Annotated in this window: 19 protein-coding genes and 1 riboswitch; of the genes, 7 read left to right on the top strand and 12 right to left on the bottom strand. The window is 71.0% G+C overall.

The features are described from left to right. Positions 1 to 38: 38 nt before the first annotated feature. A complete protein-coding gene (locus EUA94_RS19735) occupies positions 39 to 317 on the top strand; it encodes an Lrp/AsnC family transcriptional regulator (protein ID WP_129428558.1) in 279 nt (92 codons plus the stop codon). A 16-nt stretch (positions 318 to 333) separates the two neighbouring features. On the opposite strand, the gene EUA94_RS19730 is transcribed toward EUA94_RS19735, so the two are convergent. Continuing rightward, positions 334 to 2124: a DEDD exonuclease domain-containing protein gene (locus tag EUA94_RS19730; RefSeq protein ID WP_129428557.1), complete on the bottom strand. Its 1791-nt coding sequence runs from the start codon at positions 2122 to 2124 to the stop codon at positions 334 to 336. Positions 2125 to 2230: 106 nt separating this feature from the next. Between EUA94_RS19730 and EUA94_RS19725 the strand changes: the two genes are divergently transcribed. The 5 genes from EUA94_RS19725 to EUA94_RS19705 all read left to right on the top strand — a co-directional run bounded on the left by EUA94_RS19725 (position 2231) and on the right by EUA94_RS19705 (position 6562). After that, positions 2231 to 2506, top strand: a complete 276-nt coding sequence (locus EUA94_RS19725) for a hypothetical protein (RefSeq protein ID WP_129428556.1) — start codon at positions 2231 to 2233, stop codon at positions 2504 to 2506. Positions 2507 to 2516: 10 nt separating this feature from the next. Continuing rightward, positions 2517 to 3758 (top strand): NYN domain-containing protein, encoded by a 1242-nt coding sequence (locus tag EUA94_RS19720; RefSeq protein ID WP_129428555.1) that lies wholly within the window; start codon positions 2517 to 2519, stop codon positions 3756 to 3758. A gap of 64 nt (positions 3759 to 3822) precedes the next feature. Then, entirely contained in the window at positions 3823 to 4029 is a 207-nt protein-coding gene (locus EUA94_RS19715; RefSeq protein ID WP_129428554.1) for a hypothetical protein, read from the top strand. 106 nt (positions 4030 to 4135) lie between these two features. Further along, positions 4136 to 4296, top strand: a riboswitch (cyclic di-AMP (ydaO/yuaA leader). Between the two features lie 27 nt (positions 4297 to 4323). Further along, a complete protein-coding gene (locus EUA94_RS19710) occupies positions 4324 to 5313 on the top strand; it encodes a C40 family peptidase (RefSeq protein WP_129428553.1) in 990 nt (329 codons plus the stop codon). 58 nt (positions 5314 to 5371) lie between these two features. Beyond that, the gene (locus EUA94_RS19705) at positions 5372 to 6562 is read left to right on the top strand and encodes a hypothetical protein (protein WP_129428552.1); all 1191 of its coding nucleotides are present in this window, start codon (positions 5372 to 5374) and stop codon (positions 6560 to 6562) included. Positions 6563 to 6726: 164 nt separating this feature from the next. Here EUA94_RS19705 and EUA94_RS19700 read toward each other — a convergent pair whose 3' ends face one another. The 11 genes from EUA94_RS19700 to EUA94_RS19650 form a co-directional block, all read right to left on the bottom strand. Further along, the gene (locus EUA94_RS19700) at positions 6727 to 6885 is read right to left on the bottom strand and encodes a Flp family type IVb pilin (protein WP_207210651.1); all 159 of its coding nucleotides are present in this window, start codon (positions 6883 to 6885) and stop codon (positions 6727 to 6729) included. 89 nt (positions 6886 to 6974) lie between these two features. Continuing rightward, positions 6975 to 7148: a Flp family type IVb pilin gene (locus EUA94_RS19695; RefSeq protein WP_129428551.1), complete on the bottom strand. Its 174-nt coding sequence runs from the start codon at positions 7146 to 7148 to the stop codon at positions 6975 to 6977. A gap of 241 nt (positions 7149 to 7389) precedes the next feature. Continuing rightward, a complete protein-coding gene (locus EUA94_RS19690; RefSeq protein WP_129428550.1) occupies positions 7390 to 8037 on the bottom strand; it encodes a response regulator transcription factor in 648 nt (215 codons plus the stop codon). After that, entirely contained in the window at positions 8012 to 9589 is a 1578-nt protein-coding gene (locus tag EUA94_RS19685) for a sensor histidine kinase (protein WP_129428549.1), read from the bottom strand. The genes EUA94_RS19690 and EUA94_RS19685 overlap by 26 nt, the downstream gene beginning before the upstream one ends. A gap of 7 nt (positions 9590 to 9596) precedes the next feature. After that, complete coding sequence (locus tag EUA94_RS19680) at positions 9597 to 10532, bottom strand: type II secretion system F family protein (RefSeq protein WP_129428548.1); 936 nt, start codon at positions 10530 to 10532, stop codon at positions 9597 to 9599. A gap of 1 nt (position 10533) precedes the next feature. Then, complete coding sequence (locus EUA94_RS19675; RefSeq protein ID WP_129428547.1) at positions 10534 to 12429, bottom strand: type II secretion system F family protein; 1896 nt, start codon at positions 12427 to 12429, stop codon at positions 10534 to 10536. Further along, positions 12426 to 13853, bottom strand: a complete 1428-nt coding sequence (locus EUA94_RS19670; RefSeq protein WP_207210649.1) for a TadA family conjugal transfer-associated ATPase — start codon at positions 13851 to 13853, stop codon at positions 12426 to 12428. The genes EUA94_RS19675 and EUA94_RS19670 overlap by 4 nt, the downstream gene beginning before the upstream one ends. A 1-nt stretch (position 13854) precedes the next feature. Then, positions 13855 to 15120 carry a CpaE/TadZ family protein gene (locus tag EUA94_RS19665; protein ID WP_129428546.1) on the bottom strand — a complete coding sequence of 422 codons (1266 nt, stop codon included), beginning with the start codon at positions 15118 to 15120 and terminating at the stop codon, positions 13855 to 13857. Further along, positions 15117 to 15899, bottom strand: a complete 783-nt coding sequence (gene cpaB / locus EUA94_RS19660) for a Flp pilus assembly protein CpaB (protein ID WP_129428545.1) — start codon at positions 15897 to 15899, stop codon at positions 15117 to 15119. The genes EUA94_RS19665 and cpaB overlap by 4 nt, the downstream gene beginning before the upstream one ends. 252 nt (positions 15900 to 16151) lie before the next feature. Continuing rightward, positions 16152 to 17948, bottom strand: a complete 1797-nt coding sequence (locus tag EUA94_RS19655; RefSeq protein WP_129428544.1) for an AMP-dependent synthetase/ligase — start codon at positions 17946 to 17948, stop codon at positions 16152 to 16154. A gap of 10 nt (positions 17949 to 17958) precedes the next feature. Next, positions 17959 to 18612, bottom strand: coding sequence for a methyltransferase family protein (locus tag EUA94_RS19650; RefSeq protein WP_129428543.1), 654 nt, complete (start codon positions 18610 to 18612; stop codon positions 17959 to 17961). Between the two features lie 102 nt (positions 18613 to 18714). On the opposite strand from EUA94_RS19650, the gene EUA94_RS19645 reads away from it, so the two are divergent. Next, a complete protein-coding gene (locus EUA94_RS19645) occupies positions 18715 to 19152 on the top strand; it encodes an SRPBCC family protein (protein WP_129428542.1) in 438 nt (145 codons plus the stop codon). The last annotated feature ends 7 nt before the right edge of the window (positions 19153 to 19159 follow it).

Raw genomic sequence — 19159 nt, 5'->3', positions numbered from 1 at the left:
CGAGCGACGGACGGGCCGCGTGGCGCTACCGTGGCCCCATGATCACCGCCATCGTCTTCGTGAAGGCCGACGTCGCGCGCATCCCCGAGGTGGCAGAGGCGATCGCCTCCCTCGACGGGGTGAGCGAGGTCTACTCCGTGACGGGGCAGATCGACCTGATCGCGCTGGTGCGGGTGCGCGAGCACGAGGACGTCGCCTCGGTGGTGGCCGACCGGCTCAACAAGGTCGAAGGCGTCACCGAGACCGAGACGCACATCGCCTTCCGCACCTACTCCCAGCACGACCTCGAGTCGGCGTTCAGCATCGGCCTCGACTAGGTCGGAGCGGGGCGCATCACCGCACCGGGCGGTGCACCGGCGACGGGAGCCGCTTCTCGTCGAAGGGCACCAGCGACAGCCGCGACTGGTTCGCCGCGTCGTAGAGCGACAGGTGCCGTGCCGCACCTCCGAGCGGGCACGTCCACTCACCCTCGACGTCGACCAGCCGCACCCCCGGCGACTCGAGCCACCGCAGGATCCGCTCGGACTCCTCGGCCGTCGCAGCGGGCACCGGTCCGGGCGCCCCACCCACGGTCTCCGCGCTCGCGCCGAGCTCGCGCACGTACTGATGGGCGTCGCTGCCGGACGGGATCACCCCGGCCGCCGCAAGGCGACCGTGCCGCACGACGTGGACGGCCCACCGGCCGTCGTCCTCGCGACGGGCGGCGACGATCTCGGGGCAGCGGGTGAGGGCGGAGAGCCGCTGGGTCCGGGCGGCGGCACGGACGAACGTCGCCAGGCGGTCGCGGTGGACGCCTGCCTCCTCGAAGCGCTCGCGGTCGGCCAGCGCGGTCATCCGCACGTTGATCGCATCGACCACCTCCTGCGGGCTGCGCAGCAGCGTGTCGCGCAGCTGGCGTACGACGGCGCCGTAGGTCGACCCGTCGGTCGAGCCGTCGCAGGGGGAGAGGCAGCGATCCATCTCGGCCAGCACGCACGCCGACCCCGACGGGACCAGGGGCATCGTGCCGCTGCACTGCCGCACGGGGAAGGTCTCGTGGAGGGCGGCAAGGCACTTCTCCGCTGTCTTCCTCGACGAGAAGGGGCCGAGGTAGTCGGCGTCGTCGTCGAGCACCTTGCGCACCAGCGAGAGCCGCGGCCACGCCTCCCGGGTCAACTTGAGGAAGTGGACCTTCTCGGGGAAGCGCGAGCGTCGGTTGTAGCGCGGCTTGTGCTCGGCGATCAGGCGCAGCTCGCGCACCTCCGCCTCGAGGGGCGTGGCGCACTCGATGCCGGTGACCGAGGTGGCGATGCCGACCATCTCGCCCATCCGGCTGCGCGTCTCCGACGCGGTGAAGTAGGTGCGGACCCGGGTGCGGAGGTCGCGCGAGGTGCCGACGTAGAGGACGCGAGACCTGTCGTCGCGGAAGAGGTAGACGCCCGGGGCGTGGGGGAGGCCCTCGGCGAGGTGGCGCTTGCGGCGTTGGGCGGTGCTCACTCGCGCAGAGAAGGTCTGGAGCTCCTCGAGCGTGTGCACGCCGAGGCCGCCGAGTCGCTCCATCAGGCCGTGGAGCACGTCGACCGTGGCCTGGGCGTCGGAGAGGGCACGGTGGTTGGGCGTCGTGGAGGAGTTGAAGACCTTGGCCAGCGAGGACAGCTTGCAGTTGGGCGCGTCGTCACGCGTGATCACCCGGCGGGCCAGCTTGGCGGTGTCGAGCACCTCGAACCTCGGCCACGGCCGGCCCTGCTGGCGTGCGAAGTGCTGGAGGAAGCCGACGTCGAAGGGAGCGTTGTGCGCGACCAGGACGCAGCCGGCGGCGAACTCGAGGAAGGCCGGCAGCGCGGACTCGATCGGCGGCGCGTCGTGGACCATCGAGTTGGTGATGCCGGTCAGCACCGCAATGAAGGCGGGGATCTCCGTGTGCGGGTTGACCAGGGTCTGGAACTCGCCGAGCACCTCGCCGCCGCGGACCTTCACCGCACCGATCTCGGTGATCATCGACCCGCCCTCGGCCGATCCGCCGGTCGTCTCGAGGTCGACGACGCAGAAGGTGAGGTCGCGCAACGGCCGCCCCAGCTCGTCGAAGCTGCGCTGCGCCTCCCAGCGGGATGTCTCCCGCGTCGGTCGGTGGGCAGTCGAGCTCATGTCCGACGACGCTAGACGTGGGATCCGACAATGGCGGGATGGCGCGCGCACTACGCTGGCCCGCGCCGCACCCCGAGCGGTCCAGACCCGATCCAGAGGAGCCTCCGTGGCCGACCAGACCGCCGACCTCCGCGTGCCTGCCGACGGTGAGCGCTGGCGCTGCGCGGGCTGTGGCAACCTCACCCGCTTCGACGTGACCCGCACCCGACGTACGACGGACTACTGGCACTTCGACCTCGCCGGTGACCACCGCGTCGAGGAGGAGACGGTGCTCGCCGAGTCGGTGGAGTCCGTGTCGTGCCGGTGGTGCGGCCGCTCGGACGCGATCGAGGTCGTGGACCGGGCCGCCGCCGACACGGCCGGCGACCCGGCCGCCGGGTGATGGGTCGGACGTGAACGACGCGGCCCTCCTTCCCGAGCGGCTCCGCCTGCGGGTGGTGGCCCTCGTGTCGGCGGTGCTGCCCTCGATCACCCCGGTCCCGCCGCAGCTGCGGAAGGTGGCCGGCTTCGCCCCTGCTCGGCGCGCCCGCCTCGGGGGCAACCTGATCTGGGACGCCCTCGGTGACGACGAGTTCCGCGGCCACGCCGCCGTGCAGGTCGCCGCCGTGCCCGCCGGCCGCGACGACCCGGTCGACGCCGCCGCCCGCGCCTGGTTGACCCGCGACGAGGGGTGGCAGTCCCGCGTCGACGCCGTGGCCGAGACGCTGGGGACCGCAGAGGCACGCGACGACCAGGACCGGGCCGAGCTCGCCCGGCTCACCTCGCAGGTGGCGTCCCTGCAGGCCGAGCTGGCCACCCTCAAGGCAGAGCACCGCGAGGAAATGGACCGCGCGGCGGCAGACCACAAGGTGCTGCGCCAGCGGCTCGGCGAGGCGCGCAGCGCGCTGCGTGGCGCCGAGGGCGAGCGCGATGCTGCGGTCCTGGCCCGGGACGAGGCCGTGGCCACCGCCGACACGGCGACGAGGACCGCCGAGGCCGACGTACGCCGCCTGCGCACGCAGCTCGACGAGGCCGAGGCGGGCCTCGCGGCGACCCGGCGTGACGCTCGCTCCGGGCGCGACGCGGCCACGGTCCGGGCGCGGCTCCTCCTCGACGCGGTCGTCGACTCGGCGACGGGCCTGCGCCGCGAGCTCGGCCTCCCCGCAGTGGACGGTTCGCCGGGCGACGCGGTGGAGGCGGCGCTGGCCGGCGCCGTTGCCGCGCCGGGGTCCAGCGCTCCGGCGACCCCCGCACTCCTCGAGCAGCTCATCGCCCTGCCGCACGCGCGTCTGATCGTCGACGGCTACAACGTCACGAAGGCCGCGTGGCCCACGGCCAGCCTCGAGGCCCAGCGCAGCCGGCTGGTGGCGGCCCTCGGGCCCGTGGTCGCCAGGTCGGGTGCCGAGACTACGGTCGTGTTCGACGCGGCCGAGTCGACGGCCCGTACCGTCATGCCGGCCCCGCGCGGCGTACGCGTGGTGTTCAGCCCCGAGGGCGTGATCGCCGACGACGTCATCCGCCAGCTCGTCGTCGCCGAGCCCCGCGGCCGGATGGTCGTCGTCGTCAGCGGCGACCAGGCGGTGGCGCGTGACGTTGCGCGCGAGGGCGCCCGCGCCCTCCCCGCGGCCGCGCTGATCGGGCTCGTCTCGGGTTGAGCGACACGCGGCCCCCGACACCTCCGGGGAGCCGTTGTCGGTGGCCCCTGTCACCGTTCGATCCATGACGACACGGATCGATTGCGACACCTGCGTGGTGCGCGGGCTGCACTGCCACGACTGCGTGGTGACGGTGCTGCTCGGCCCACCACCCGAGCTCACCATCGACGACGACGAGATGGCCGCGCTCGACGCGCTGGCCATCGGCGGACTCGTCCCACCGCTGCGACTCGTCGAGCCGGTCCCCAGCCCGGTCATCGAGTCGGCGTGAGACACATGCCGAGAAGATCCGTCGAAGATTGGCGGGGCCCGGGGATGCGGTCTACTCTGTGGGCTGGCTTCCGTGGAAGTGGGTCACCCGGCCCGCGCGGAGGTCGCGCCGAGTCGTGGACCACGCCCTGCACCACCCGTGGTCGACGAGCCGGGGAACCAACCTTCCCCCTGGGGTGAATCCCCTGCAAGGCGCATCGCGCGAGCGGTGCGTGGAGCAGGGGTAGGCAACGTCGTGCCGAACCCGTCAGCTCACCTGGTAGGCGTACGACACCCCCGAGGAGTTCCCCCGCTCGTGGCTCACACCCGCAAGCGTGCCGGCGCGACCGTTCTTGGTCTCATTGCCATCGCCGCCATCGCATTCGTGCCTGCAACCCCCGCCCAGGCCGACCCGTCCATCAAGGACGTCAAGGCTCGCGTCGACCGGCTCTACCACGACGCCGAGGCCGCCCAGGAGCGTCTGCACGACGCCCGCATCGATCTCGCCGACCTGCGTCGCGACCTCGCCGGCCTGAGGGCCGACCAGGCCCGCCAGGACCAGCGCCTCGACGAGGTGCGCGACCAGGTCTCCGACGCGGTCGTGCGCCAGCTCGAGGGCGAGGGCATCTCGACGGTCGGCCAGGTCGTCGTCTCCGACGACCCCGGCGCCTTCCTCGACACGCTCTCCACCATGTCGTCGTTCAACGACCTCCAGTCGTCGATGCTCGCCGACTACGACACGCAGCTCGAGGCCCTGGAGATCCGCCAGGAGGCCACCGACTCCCGCGCGAAGGAGATCGCCGAGCTCACCGAGCAGCTCAGCACCGAGAAGGCGACCGTCGACGAGAAGCTCGCCGAGGCCAAGAGCGTCCTCTCAGACCTCGAGGCCGAGGAGCGCGAGCGGCTGCTCAGCTCGCGCAGCGGCGTCTCCCGCATGCCGAGCTCGGTGCCGGCCTCCGGCCGTGCCGCCGCCGCCGTCCAGTACGCGATGGCCCAGGTCGGTGACGCCTACGTCTACGGCGCGATGGGCGAGAACGCCTTCGACTGCAGCGGCCTCACCATGCGTGCGTGGGCCCAGGCCGGCGTGTCGCTGCCGCACTCCTCGAGCGCCCAGTACGGCTCCGGCCCGCACATCGCCGCGAGCGACCTGCAGCCGGGCGACCTGGTGTTCTACTACAGCCCCATCAGCCACGTCGGGATGTACATCGGCAACGGCATGATCGTCCACGCCGCCAACCCGGGCACGGGGGTCGCCGTCTCCGGCCTCTACTCGATGCCCTACGTCGGCGCGGTCCGTCCTGGCTGACCAGCAGACCTCGAAGGCCGGTCGCCCACTCCTGTGGGCGGCCGGCCTTTCTCTGTTCGTGGTCGCCATCGTGGCCGTGGTGCTCGTGACGCGAGGTGGGCGGCACGAGGTCGAGCCCGGTGTGGTCGACGTGCAGCGGGCCAGCCCGGCCGCGGCGGCCCAGGTGCTGCGGGACTTCGTGGCGGCTGTCGACGCGGAAGACGCGGATGCGCTGGCGGCCCTCGCCCCCGTCGGCGACGACGCCGCCGCCGACCTCCTCACGGGCATCGGCTCCGACCTGCCGGAGCTCGACCTGCGCCAGGTGAGCGCCAGGTACGTCGACCAGGTCGGCACCGTCGCCGAGGACGGGTCGTGGACCGCTCTCACCGAGCTCACCTGGCAGTTCGGCTCGTTCGACGCCGAGCCGTCGCAGGGCGAGGTCCTCGTGTCGTTCGCTCCGTCGGGCGACGGGCTCGGCATCACCGGCTTCGGTGCCGGCGCCACCAGCGCGCGGGGCCGCGTGCCGCTCTGGCTCCACGGCGACCTCTCGGTCTCCGGGGCACCCGGTGTGCTGGTGCTCGTCGACGGGAGCCGGGCGGATGCCGCGGAGGTGGTGGCGCGGGTCGAGCGCGGGATCGCGGTCGTACGCCGGGTCCTGCCCGCGTGGCGCGCACCGGTCGTCGTCGAGGTCCCGGCGAGCGCCGCCGACCTCGACGAGACCCTGGGCGTCGCGCCCGGGACGTACGCCGGGATCGCCGCCGTCACCGCGACCGCTGGCAGCGGGACTGACGACGAGGCGCCGGTGCACGTGTTCGTGAACCCGGAGGTCACGGCCGGTCTGCGTCGCGCCGGTGCACAGGTGGTGATGAGCCACGAGCTGGTGCACGTGGCCACTGATGCCGCTCGCAGCGGCACGGAGCCGTGGCTGGTCGAGGGCTTCGCGGACTACGTCGCGCTGCGCGACACCGGCCTGCCGGACCGCACCACCCTGGGACGCGCGATCGCGGCCGTACGTCGCGACGGTGCGCCGGACGGCCTGCCCACTGCCGCCGACCTCGGCACCCAGGCGCCTGACCTCCAGGCACGCTACGAGGAGGCCTGGCTCGCCTGCCGGATCATCGCCGAGCGACTGGGGGAGCGGGGCTTCGTGGCGGTCTACGACGCCGCCGGATCGGGCACGCCCGTGACGTCGGCACTGGGTCGCCGTGGACTACCGGTGTCCGAGCTCGTCAGGCTCTGGCGCGCGCGGCTCGAGCTGGTTGCGCGGTAGCCGGCACCAGGTGCCGGGAAATGACTGAAGGCGACCGGTCTCCGGTCGCCTTCAGGTTCGTGCTGGTGGTGCGGTGCGACGTCTGGCTGACCCCACGCCGCCAGCATGGTCGCGGTCGTCGGGACGAGCCCGCCACCGTCGCCGCCGTCCGGGCTTGGCCGGCCTCAGAGGTTCGGCGGGATGCTTGCGAAGAGTCCGTTGACGCCGAGTCCGAAGATCGTGACGCCTCCGATGATCGCGATCGCGATGCACGCCACCATCAGGCCGTACTCGACAGACGTGGCGCCGCGCTCGTCACGCGCACGAAACAGGTGCTTCATCATCGTTGGCTCCTCTCCTGGTCGTCGTCCAAAGGAAGGGGCCGGCGTCGAGATCTAGGTCTCGAAGCGCCGGCCCCTGGAAGATCCCTGGATCAGAGCGAGCCGGTGATGGTCGTGAAGAGACCGTTGAGGCCCGTGCCGAGCGCGGAGACGGTGCCGATGATGGCGACGGCGATGAGGGCGACCATCAGGCCGTACTCAACAGCGGTGGCGCCCTGCTCCTCGTCGCGGCCGATCAGCATGAGGGTGATGAACTTCTCGAGCATGGTGTTTCCCCTTTTGGTATGAGTTTGATGAGTCTCGGTTCCGAGCCCACGAGGACCCGTCGAGGAATACTTTGCCGCGTTTCCCAGGTCCTCGAATCGGGTGATCGGCCCTGGATCCGTAGTCCCTTGTGACTATCTGCGGGTCACCCGCACAGGCCCGTCGCACCCCACCCCTGTCCATGCCCGGTGCCCCGATCGGCGGCTCCCGGGCGCGGCCGCGGCCTCAGCCGGGGGCACCGGCTCAGAAGCGCTGTGGTGAGGCGTGGTCGAGCAGCCCCATGCGCATCGCCGTCACCAGCGCCTGCGCGCGGTTGGCGGCGCCCAGCTTCTGGTAGATGTGCGTGATGTGGGTCTTCGCCGTCGACTCGCTCATGTAGAGCGACCCGGCGATCTCACCGGTGCCGAGGCCGTCGGCGAGGAGGGAGAGGACCTCGGCCTCGCGGCCGGAGAGCTTGGGCGGAGCGGGCGAGGTGGCCCGGCGCATCACGGCCTGGCTGAGCCCGGCGCACAGGAACGTACGGGGGGCGACGGCTGCGTGCTTGGCCGCACTGACGACCTCTGCGGCCCTGGTGTCCTTGCCGACGAACGCCGAGGCGCCGGCCTCCATCGCCGCGAAGATGTGGTCGTCACCGGCGTGCATGGTCAGCACGACCACGCCGGTGGTGTCGCTGGTCGCGCGGATGGCGCGTACGACGTCGAGGCCGTGGCCGTCGGGCAGCTGCAGGTCCGTCACCACGACGTCGGGCCGGAGGCTCTCCCACGCGGCGACGCCCTCCTGGAGGCTCCCGGCCTGCCCCACCACGGTCATGTCCTCGTCGCGCTCGAACGCGCGCGCGAGGCCTTGCCGGATGAGCTCGTGGTCGTCAACCAGTAGCACGGTGGTGCCCATGGGCAGTCTCTCCTTCGTGGGGTGCGGTCGTCGGCGACCGCAGGCTGACGGCGGTTCCGCCGTCGGGTCGGGTGGTGATGTCCAGTTCGGCGCCGACAGTCGCGGCGCGTTCGCGCATGGTCTGCAGGCCCCAGTGGTTCTCGCGCGGTCCGGCGTTGCCCACGCCGTCGTCGCGTACCTCGAGGCTGAGCCGCGAGCCGTCGGACTCGAGCGTGACCCACAGGTTGTCGGCCCGCGCGTGCTTGCGTACGTTGCCGATGGCCTCCTGGGCCACCCGCAGCACCTCGGTGGCGGTCCGGGCGTCGAGCGGGGGACCGGACTCCGCCAAGGAGAGGTGCACCCGCAGGCCGGTGGCATGGCCGACCTCGCGCGCATAGTCGGCGAGGGAACTCGAGAGCCGGCCGTCGGACACCTCGTGGCGCAGGTCGAAGATGGAGAACCGGATCTCCGAGACGAGCCGGGTGATCTCGGCACGCAACGCTGCTGCGAGCTCGCGCGTCTGGTCGTGGTCGCTGATCGACTCGATCTCGTCGACGATGTAGCCGAGACCGACGATCTCCTGCGCCACCCCGTCGTGCATCTCGCGCGCGATGCGGTTGCGCTCCTCGGACGTCGCCAGGGTGCGGACCTCGTCGAACAGGACGGCGGTGTCGAGGCGTACGGCGAACTCGTCCGCCACCTCCCGGGCCCGCTCGTCGAGCTCGGGCGTCCACCGGGGCACCCCCACGACCACGCAGTAGCCGAGCACCTCCTGGGCACCGCGGAGCGGCACCACGGCCGCACCGGGGGTCCGGTCGGAGTCCGGGATCTCGATCTCCTGGGCCAACCGCTCGACGTCCTCGCCGGCGTTGAGGGGGCGCAGGGAGTTGTCCGGCTCGACGACGAAGATCGCTGAGCGTGCGCCCCCGGTGGCCAGTCGCATCGCGGCGTCGAGCTCCATGGCGAGCGACGTGCTGTTGAGGCCGAGGCTGCCCGAGCTCGCCAGGTGGTGGATGCGCGCCATCAGGTGGTGGGCGGCGGCGTACGGCGCCTGTCGCGCTGCCTGGTCGCGGGTGGAGCGTGACTGCCAGCTGGCCAGGAGCCCCACCCCGACGCCGATCACGAGCCAGGGCAGGGTCTCGCCCAGGCGGGAGAGGGCGTCGGTCCGCGGGTCGGCGGCGACCGAGGCGGCGGCCGTCAGGCCGGAGACCAGGGTGACGTTGAGGGTGGTGACCCAGCCGTAGCGGACGCCGGCGACGATGGGGGCGACCGCGAGGTAGGCACCGAGCTCGGCGGTCGACTGGGTGGAGACAAGCAGCATGGTCACGGCGACTGCCTCGCCGACCGCGTGCCAGTGGGCAGGGCGGTTGCGCGTCATCCACTCCAGGAGCGAGCTCACGGAGGCAACCAGCGCGAGCACCACCAGCATGGGTGTGGACTCGACCAGGAAGCCCTGGCTGAGCACCGTTCCCGTTGCCAGGGAGAGCGCGAAGACCCGGACGGCCGTCGTCGTCCGCCACGACTGGAGTGCCGGTCTCGAGACGCCCGCGTCCTGGGTGACCGTCAGCGTCATGTGCTCATCACATGTTGGCGAACGTGTCCGCGATCTGGATGCCGGCCGGGCCCAGGATCACGATGAACAAGCACGGGAGGATGAACAGGACCAGCGGGATCATCATCCGGATCGGCACCTGCTGGGCCTTCTCCTCGGCCCGCTGACGACGCTTGGTGCGCATCTCCTTGCTCTGGATCCGCAGCACGCGAGCGATCGGGATGCCCAGGCTGTCGGCCTGCACCATGGCGAGGCAGAAGGACTTGAGGTCCTGCAGCGAGGTGCGCTCGGCCATGGCTCGCATCGCCTCGGTCCGGCCGCGCCCCAGCTGCATCTCCTGGAGGAGGCGTGCGAACTCCTGGTTGAGCGGTCCGTCACCGTTCTTCGCGACCCGGCTGACCGCCGCATCGAAGCCGAGGCCGGCTTCGACCGAGATCGTCAGCAGGTCCATCGCGTCGGGCAGTGAGTTGCGCATGAGCAGCTCGCGCTTCTGGCCGGCGTTGTAGAGCATGATGTTGGGCAGGACGTAACCGAACAGGCCGGCCGCGACGGTCGCCAGGACCAGCTTGTAGAGCGGCCAGTGCTGGCCGAGCAGGTAGAAGAACCCCAGCACCGTGAAGATGCCTCCGCCCAGTACCTTGAGGCCCAGGATGCGGTTGACGTCCCAGGCCGGCGGGTTGCCGGCGATGTTGAGGCGGTACTGGATCTTGCGTGCCGTGTCGGCGCGGACCAGCCGGCGCCCGAGGCCGACCATGCGCTCGCCCAGAGGCGCGATGACGCGCTCGGCGAACGGCCGCTCGATCTCCGCCTTGAGCACGCTCGGCGCGGAGTCGAGGGCCTGGATGGCGGCCACGGAGCGGGCCACGCCACGCCGTTCGGCCGTGATCACACCGATCACGGACAGCGCGAGGATCATCGACAGGCAGAGGAGCCCGGCACCGACCAGCATCATCGACTCGGTCATGTCACACCGTCACCTTTGCGAGCTTGGCCATGGCGAACGATCCGATCGCCAGGAGTACCCCGGCCACGCCGAGCAGGATGAGACCCGGGAGGGTCGTGAAGAGCACGCCAATGTAGTCCGGGTTGACGAGCATCATGTACAACCCGATGATCGGTGGCAGGCCGACCAGAATGTACCCCGACAGGCGGCCCTCGGCGCTGAGCGCCTTGACCTGCCGACGGAGGTACTCCCGCTCGCGGAGGGTGTCGGACACCGTGTGCAGGATCTCGGCCAGGTTGCCACCCACCTCGCGCTGGATGCGGATGGCCATCACGATCCAGTCGAAGTCCTCGCTGTCCATGCGACGGCCCACGCCGTCGAGGGCATCGGTGATGTCCACACCGAGCCGCTGCTCGATGAGGGCGCGTCGGAGCTCGCCCGCCATGGGCTCGCTGCCCTCGCGGACCACGCTGTCCACCGCCTGCGGAAGGGACAGACCGGCCTGGAGGCCACCGGCCATCAGGCCGAGGGTCTCGGCCAGCTGGCCGTTGAACTTGTTGAGCCGGCGCGAGTGCCGGATCTTGAGGTAGATCCACGGTCCGATCACGCCCACCACGAGGCCGAGGACCGCGAACACGAGCCCCCTGTAGACGAACCCGAGGACGGCGACGCCGATGGCGATACCGGCGTGGAGGAGCAGCCACTCCGCCGCGGTGAGCGCCGAGCCGGCGCCGGCGAGGCGCTGCGAGACGCGGGTCTCGAGGTCCGCCGAGAGTGCCTTGTCGGTGAGCGCGACGGCCGAGCCGCGGAGGTCGGTGCCGCCGGTCGACTTCCCCTTGCCGCCCTTCTTCTCGCCGAAGTAGGCGTCGAGGCGACGGTCGGCGGACGACTTGTTGGGGCCTCCGATCACGACGGCGAGGAGGCCGGCCAGTCCGAGGGCCAGGGCCAGGGCGCCGCCGAGCATCCCCGGCGTACCCACCAGGGACTTGCCGGACTTCACGATGTCGGGAGCGGACTCGGCCGCGCCGATCGAGACGAAGGCGGAGTCGGTGAACGACGCGCCGCCGGCGTCGACGGTCACGCCGAGGTTGACCTCGTCGGCCGCGTCCTCGGGCCGGTCGAAGGTGACCACGAGCTGCTGGGCCAGTGCGTCGGCCTGCGCGGAGAAGACGGCGCCGAGGGCACCCTGCTCCGCGGGGATCACCTGACCGCCCGTGCTGTCCGCCAGGTCGGACATGGTGGCGGCGTTCTTGGGGTTGGCGAGCGAGACGACGTCCACGACGACGCCCTCGTCCTGGGCGTCGGTGGTGACGACGTCGAGGGTGGTGGCGCTGTTGGTGTCACCACCGTCGGAGAGCACGAGCAGCGAGCGGGACCCTTCGGTCCCCACGAGGTCAAGGCCCTCGCCGATGCCGTCGTACACCGACGTGCCCTTGCGGAGCTCGATGTCGGCGAGGGCGGCGCGCACGGAGTCGTGGTCGACGGTGGGCTCGATGACCTCGCCGATGTCGCCGGCGAACGCCACCAGGCCGATGCGGATGTCGGCCGGTGCGGCGGCGAGGAACGCGTCGACGGCCTCCTTGGCGGCCGTGAACTTGCCGCCCTGGAGCATGCTGTTGCTCGCGTCGAGCACGAGGACGGTCGTCCGCTCGACGTCGCCGGCGGAGATCACCTTCGCCGAGGACTCGACGGCGCGGCCGTCGATCTCGACCCGGACCGTCGCGGGGTCGACCGCGGCCCCGTCGGGGACACCGTCGACCGCCAGGACCAGCGAGACGACTCCGTCCGCGGACTCGAGGTGGTCGATGTTGACCTCGTCCTCGGCGTGGCTGGGGCTCGCGACGCCCAGGGCGAACAGCCCGCCGGCGACGAGCGCCGCGGCCACCCGGGCGGCTCGAGGAGTCTGTCGTGAGCTCATCGCAGAGTTCCCCCGGTGGCGAAGATCGCGGGGTCGATGTGCACGCCGTGGTCCGAGAGGTGCTCGAGGAAGCGGGGGCGCAGGCCCATCGACTTCAGACCGCCCTGGAACCTGCCGTCCTCGCCGACCCCGGCGGCGTAGTCGAACATGAAGACGTCCTGGGTGGTGATGATGTCGCCCTCCATGCCGACGATCTCGGTGATGGCGGTGATGCGACGGGTGCCGTCCTTCAGACGCGTCTGCTGGATGATCAGGTCAACCGCGCTGGCGACCTGCTCGCGGATGGCGCGCACGGGCAGGTCCATGCCCGCCATCAGCACCATCGTCTCGAGGCGAGCCAGGGCGTCGCGCGGGGTGTTGGCGTGGAGGGTCGAGATCGACCCGTCGTGGCCGGTGTTCATGGCCTGGAGCATGTCGAGCGCCGCGGCGTCGCGGATCTCGCCGACGACGACGCGGTCGGGGCGCATACGCAGTGAGTTCTTCACCAGGTCGCGGATGGTGACCGCGCCCTTGCCCTCGATGTTCGGCGGGCGGGACTCGAGCCGGAGCACGTGGTCCTGGCCGAGTCGCAGCTCGGCGGCGTCCTCGATGGTGACGATGCGCTCGTCATCGGGGATGAAGGCCGAGAGCACGTTGAGCGTCGTGGTCTTCCCCGAACCCGTACCGCCGGAGACGAGGATGTTGAGGCGCCCGCGGACGCACCCTTCCAGGAGCCCGGCCGAGGCCTTGGTCAGGGTCCCGAAGTTGATCAGGTCGTCGACCGTGTAGGGGTCCTCGGAGAACTTGCGGATGGTCAGCTTGGAGCCGTCGAGGGCGAGCGGCGGGATGATCGCGTTGACACGGCTGCCGTCAGGCAGGCGGGCGTCCACCATCGGGCTGGTCTCGTCGACGCGCCGCCCGATCTTGCTGACGATCTTGTCGATGGTGCGCCGGAGGTGGGCCTCGTCGGTGAAGGACGTGTCGACCTTGACCAGCTTGCCGCTGCGCTCGACGTAGATGCTCTGGAACGAGTTCACCATGACCTCGGTCAGGGTGGGATCACGCAGGAGCGGCTCGATCGGTCCGTAGCCGAGGATGTCGTCGGCGATCTCCTGCGAGATACGGGTGCGGTCCGCCGAGGACATCGGGATGTCCGTGTCGCCGATGGCCGTCTGCAGCGCGAGACGCACCTGCTGCTCCAGCTCGGACTGCGTCATGTGCGCGTCGTACAACTTGGGGCCCAGTGCTTCGACGAGGCGCTGGTGCACGATGCGCTTGAGGTCCTGGAAGGGGTCCGTCTTGGCGCCGGCGCGCTTCTTCGCCTCCGTCGACGCGACGGTGCTCTGCACGGCGGGGGTGGTGCCGGGGATCCCGGCGGCCGGTGCACCCGCATCGGTGTCGGTCGTACGGCCACGGGCGGCGGCCAAGCGGTCGGTGAGACTCACGTCATGCCCTCCTCAGGCGAAGCCGGGAGCCGCTGGACTTCCGGCTGGATGGTGTGCTCGCAGTGGCAGCGCTCGACTCGGCGAGACTGTCGGCCACGCTCTTCGAGAACGCGACGAGGGCCTTGGAGTTCGGGTGGTTCGGGTACGCGGTCACCAGGGCCTCGCCCCGGTTCACCGCGGCGAGGACCTCGCGGCTCGAGACCAGGGACGAGTCGGCCTTGAGGCCGACCGTCTTCTCGTACTCGTCGACCGTGAGGCCGACCTTGCCGTCGGCACGGTTGAGCACGAAGCGCCACGTCGACTTCGGGAAGTTCAGGACCTCGAGCGTGCTGGTGGCCAGCTTGAGCGCCTTGAGCGAGGGGATGTCGAGGGTCCCGACGAGGACGATGGCGTCGGACCGGTCGAGCGCGCAGAGAGCGAGGTCGTCGAACATCCCGGAGGTGTCGACCACCACGAAGTCCACCATCCGGCGCAGTGCGTCGAGCAGCTTGGCGACATCCTCCTGCGAGGCCTGGTCGGGGGAATCGATGCGTACGGGCGCCGCGACGACCGAGAGGTTGTCGGAGTGCTGGGTGAGGATCGAGGAGATGCCCTCCGCGTCGATCACGCCGTTGAAGCCGACGAGGTCGTTGATCGTGCGGTGGGGCGTCAGCTGCAGCATGATCGCCACGTCGCCGCTGTTGACGTCGAGGTCGACCAGGCAGACCGTCCGGCCGGCACCCGCGAGCGCCACACCCACGTTGGTCGCGACCAGGCTCTTGCCGACGCCGCCCTTGGTCGAGAAGACGGTGAGGATCTTGCCTTGCGGGGCGTCGGCCTGGGCCTGTGCCACCGCGGCTGCCTCGGCGATCTCGGCGGCAGCTGCCGCACGGGCGAATTCCGCCGCGGCCTGGGCCTCGTCCATGAGGGTCTGGCCGATCGCGTTCGCGACGCTGCGGGATCGCTGGACGGCGGTGGTGATGCCGGCGAGGTCGCGCGCGGCGACCACCTCACGCATGCCGCTGCGCAACGCCAGGGAGAGCGCCGTGCTGTCGACGTCGTGCCGGAGCAGGATCACGCCGAGGTCGGGACGGTGCACCCGTGCCCACTGGGCGAGCTCTGCTGCTGCCTCGCTCGGGACGGACGGCCCGATCACCACCGCGAACTCGTTGGTCGTCGAACGGATGTGCTGGTCGAGGCCCTCGAGGTCCGCGAAGGCCGTGGACCCGTGCAGCATCGCCTGGAGGATGCCGCGCTGTGCGGCGTCCGGCTCGAGGACGGCGGTCACGGCGCGACGCCCCGGAACAGCTCGGGGTAGACGTCCCGCAGGAACGCGCCTTCGTTGTCAGCGGTCTTGGTGTCGTCCGTGAGGAGTGCGAAGTTGAGCTCGCCCGTGCGATCCGCCTGGACGAGCTTCTCGGCCTCTTCCTGGGTCACCGCGATCGTGAGGATCGTCTTGGCGACCTCCTCGGTGGCGGTGGCGCCCTCCTCGTCCTGGACGGTCCGGGAGGTGACGCTGGTGGTGCCGACGCCGAGGACGAGGTTGCGCGTCAGGACGATCCGCGTGTAGCTCCCGAGCTTCTGCTCCTTGCCGTCCGGCAGGATCCGGATCGGGTCGAGCACGGTGGCGAACACGGCCACCTCGTTGCCCGGGTTGACGAACCCGGCGACGCGCTCGAAGTCGGTCAGCTCGACGGACACGGCCATCGTGTCCTCGGGGATGACCAGGCTCTGGGTGTCGCCCAGGGTGCCGAACTTCTTGGCGATGAGCTGCTCGCCGGGGTAGATCGTGCCGACCGCGACGTCGTCGGCGATCGAGCTCGTCGAGGACAGGCTGCCGTCGACCAGATCGACCCGGCGCACCTCGGACTTCTCGATCTTGCCGGCGTCCTGGGCCTCGGTGACGGTCTCGCCGATGTCGATGGTCTCGGTGGCGACGAGCACCTCCACCAGTTCCTGGTCCTTGGTGGCGCGGGCGTCGATGCCCTGCACGTAGAGCACGATCATGGCGGTGCCGGCCAGTGCGATGAGGGCGGCGACGAGGAGGAGAACAGAACGGCGAGCCATGGTGCAGTCCTTCGCGGGTCATGGGATCCCCACAGTGGGGATTCGGTCGCGTAGGCGGATCGAGGGGACTTCTCATGTTGTCGAGCCCCGGTGCCCTCCCAGCGGATCGAATGTAGGGGCGCACGAAACGGAGGTGTGGGCTAAACCGCGCAAACCACCCGAAAGCGGTCCAGGACTAGCCCGAAATGACTACTCCGACGTAGTCACCGCCTAGCCCGCGGGCTCGGCGCTCCGGACAGTGGCGGTGACGGCTCACCCGAGGTAAAGAGCCTCGATCTCGCGGCGCGCCTCGCGGACCACGACGTTGCGCTTCAGCTTGAGGCTGGGCGTGAGCTGTCCGCCCTCCTCGGTCCACTCGCCGGGGAGGATCGTGAACTTGCGGATCGCCTCCGCCTTGGAGACCGCCCGGTTGGCCTCGTCGACTCCCGTCTGCACGGCCGCGACGAGGTCGGTGTCGTCGACGGCGTCCGCGACGTGACGGGGCTTGTCGTGCTCCGTGGCCCACGCCGCGTAGGACTCGCGATCGATGGTGACGAGGGCGCCGATGAAGGGCTGGCCGTCGCCGACGACGAGGCACTGGTCGACGAGGGCGTGCGCGCGCAGGCGGTCCTCGAGCACCGCAGGCGCGACGTTCTTGCCGCCGGCCGTCACGAGGATCTCCTTCTTGCGCCCCGTGATCCGAACGAACCCCTCGTCGTCGACCTCACCGACGTCGCCGGTGTGGAACCAGCTGTCGCGGTCCAGAGCCTCGCTCGTCGCAGACTCGTTGCCCCAGTAGCCGGCGAACACCTGGCCACCACGGAAGAGCAGCTCGCCGTCGTCGGCGACGCGGACGGCCGTGCCCGGCAGCGGCCGGCCGACGGTGCCGATCTTCGTCGCGTCGGGGAGGTTGGCGGTGAGGGCGGCCGTCGTCTCGGTCAGGCCGTAGCCCTCGAGGACCGTCAGGCCGACGCCGCGGTAGAAGTGGCCGAGGCGCTCACCCAGCGGCGCGCCGCCGGAGATGGCGTACGCACAGCTGCCGCCGAGCGCCTGGCGCAGCCTGCCGTAGACGAGGCGGTCGAAGAGGGCGTGCTGGGCGCGCAGCCGGACCGGCACCCGCTTGCCGTCGAGCGCACGCGACCACGCGATCGCCACGTCCGCGGCGCGGTCGAAGACCTTGCCCCGGCCGTCGGCGGTGGCGCGCTGCGAGGCGGTGTTGAAGACCTTCTCGAACACGCGGGGGACGGCGAGGATGAAGGTGGGCTCGAACTCACCGAGGTCGGCGACGAGGTTCTTGATGTCGGCGCTGTGCCCCATCCGGGCCCGGCTCTTCACGCAGCCGACCTGGATGATCCGCGCGAACACGTGCGCGAGCGGCAGGAACAGCAGGGTCGAGGCGCCCTCGGTGTCGAACAGGTCGCCGAGCTCGTCGACGGCGACGCCCAGCTCGAACATGAAGTTGCCGTGGGTGAGCATGCAGCCCTTGGACTTGCCCGTGGTGCCGCTCGTGTAGATCAGCGTGGCGAGGTCGAGGGGAGTCGCGGCCGTACGCCGCTGCTCGAGGAGGTCGTCGACGATGTCGGAGCCGAGGCGGCCGAGGACGTCGACCGCGTTGTCCTCGATCGACCAGACGTGCTGGAGCTCGGTCAGGTCGCCGGCCTCGCGCGCCTCGCGCACCCGGGCGAGGTGGTCCGGGCCCTCGGCGACGACGGCGCGCGCGCCGGAGTCCTGGAGGATCCAGCCGATCTGCTCGGCCGACGAGGTCTCGTAGATCGGCACGGTGACGGCGCCGGCGAACCAGATCGCGTAGTCGAACAGGGTCCACTCGTAGCGGGTCTTGGACAGTAGTGCGACGCGGTCGCCGACCTCGATGCCGGCCGCGACCAGGCCCTTGGCGACTGCCCGGACCTCGTCGTGGAACTGGGCGGCGGTGACGTCGATCCAGCCGTCGACGGTGCGTCGGCTGAACACCGCGGCATCGCCAGCGTCGCGCGCGTTGGCGACGACGTCGTCGGTGAGGTTGCCCGTGGTGGGGATGGTGATCGAGAGCGGTGCGGAGAACTCACGCACGGGGGACCTCCTAGCTGCGGCCGAGTGCCGGCACGAGCATAGGGGTCCGGCTCTTGTACTCCGCATAGCCGGGCAGCTCGGCGGCCAGCAGCGCCTCCTCGCGCCTGGCACGCATCACCTGGAACACGGCGAGGGCCACCAGGACCACCCACGGCCAGGCGCCGGAGTGCGCGAGGCACAGCCCGACCACGTTGAGGAGCTCGGCGGCGTAGAGCGGGTGGCGGACCTTGGCGTACGGGCCGTGGGTGACGACCTCGCGTGCCTGCGGGACGACGCTGATGTTGGTGCCCAGCGCGCCGAGCGCCCAGAGCATCGCGGCGAGGCCGATGGCCAGCACGGCGGCCGAGAGCGACTCGCGAGCCGCGCCGGTGGCCAGGCCGTCCGACACGAGCGGGATGGCGAACGGCGCGGCGGTGCCGGCGAACGCGACCAGCCAGGAGGACCAGCGCAGGTCGGTCCGGTCAGAGGGGACACGGCGGAGGTAGGCCCAGATGAGCAGCAGGTAGAACGCCATGGTGAGCGCCGTGGCGACGGTCTTGAGGGGGGAGGACAGCGGGTCCTCCTGCGCCAGGTGCGCGCCGTTGAGGACCAGGAAGAAGGTGAACAGCGTGACGGCGACGAGTCGACCGGGGTCGAGTCGTCGGCTGGTCTGGGTGGTGGTCACGGGCGCGACTTTCTGGTGCAGGGGCGGGCCATCCGAGGCTAGTGCCGATCCAGGCGCCGGGCAGGCGTTTCGCCCAAGCGGGGCGCGCGATAGGTTCACGCCATGGCCGAACAGACCTCCTCCTCGATCACGGTCGACGCCCCTCCGGCCGACGTCATGGCCGTCATCGCCGACTTCGACTCCTACCCGGAGTGGGCGAAGGGCGTCCAGAAGGCGGAGGTCGTGGTTCCGGGCGCAGGGGGGCGTGCCGAGCAGGTCTACTTCGCGCTCGACGTCTCGCCGATCAAGGACGAGTACACGCTGGCCTACGTCTGGGACGCCGACCGTGAGGTCACCTGGACCCTCGTCGAGGGCAACATGCTGAAGATGCTGGACGGCGCCTACACCCTGGCCGGCCGGGGCGACGGCACCACGGACGTCACCTACCGCCTCGCCCTCGACGTGAGCATCCCGCTGATCGGCATGCTCAAGCGGAAGGGCGAGAAGATCCTCATCGACACCGCGCTGAAGGGCCTCAAGAAGCGCGTCGAGTCGCTCTGAGGCCAGG

It is taken from the genome of Nocardioides zhouii, assembly GCF_004137345.1.
GTDB classification, from domain to species: Bacteria; Actinomycetota; Actinomycetes; order Propionibacteriales; family Nocardioidaceae; genus Nocardioides; species Nocardioides zhouii.
Note: the sequence above shows the minus strand (reverse complement) of the source record. Positions and strands in the feature narration are given on the sequence as shown.

Excerpts from the sequence above, each read along its gene's own strand:
- EUA94_RS19690 (WP_129428550.1), bottom strand. The coding sequence starts at position 8,037 with ATGGGCACCACCGTGCTACTGGTTGACGACCACGAGCTCATCCGGCAA.
- EUA94_RS19695 (WP_129428551.1), bottom strand. The coding sequence starts at position 7,148 with ATGCTCGAGAAGTTCATCACCCTCATGCTGATCGGCCGCGACGAGGAG.
- EUA94_RS19685 (WP_129428549.1), bottom strand. The coding sequence starts at position 9,589 with ATGACGCTGACGGTCACCCAGGACGCGGGCGTCTCGAGACCGGCACTC.
- EUA94_RS19735 (WP_129428558.1), top strand. The coding sequence starts at position 39 with ATGATCACCGCCATCGTCTTCGTGAAGGCCGACGTCGCGCGCATCCCC.
- EUA94_RS19730 (WP_129428557.1), bottom strand. The coding sequence starts at position 2,124 with ATGAGCTCGACTGCCCACCGACCGACGCGGGAGACATCCCGCTGGGAG.
- EUA94_RS19700 (WP_207210651.1), bottom strand. The coding sequence starts at position 6,885 with ATGATGAAGCACCTGTTTCGTGCGCGTGACGAGCGCGGCGCCACGTCT.
- EUA94_RS19715 (WP_129428554.1), top strand. The coding sequence starts at position 3,823 with ATGACGACACGGATCGATTGCGACACCTGCGTGGTGCGCGGGCTGCAC.
- EUA94_RS19645 (WP_129428542.1), top strand. The coding sequence starts at position 18,715 with ATGGCCGAACAGACCTCCTCCTCGATCACGGTCGACGCCCCTCCGGCC.
- EUA94_RS19675 (WP_129428547.1), bottom strand. The coding sequence starts at position 12,429 with ATGAGCTCACGACAGACTCCTCGAGCCGCCCGGGTGGCCGCGGCGCTC.
- cpaB (WP_129428545.1), bottom strand. The coding sequence starts at position 15,899 with ATGGCTCGCCGTTCTGTTCTCCTCCTCGTCGCCGCCCTCATCGCACTG.
- EUA94_RS19680 (WP_129428548.1), bottom strand. The coding sequence starts at position 10,532 with ATGACCGAGTCGATGATGCTGGTCGGTGCCGGGCTCCTCTGCCTGTCG.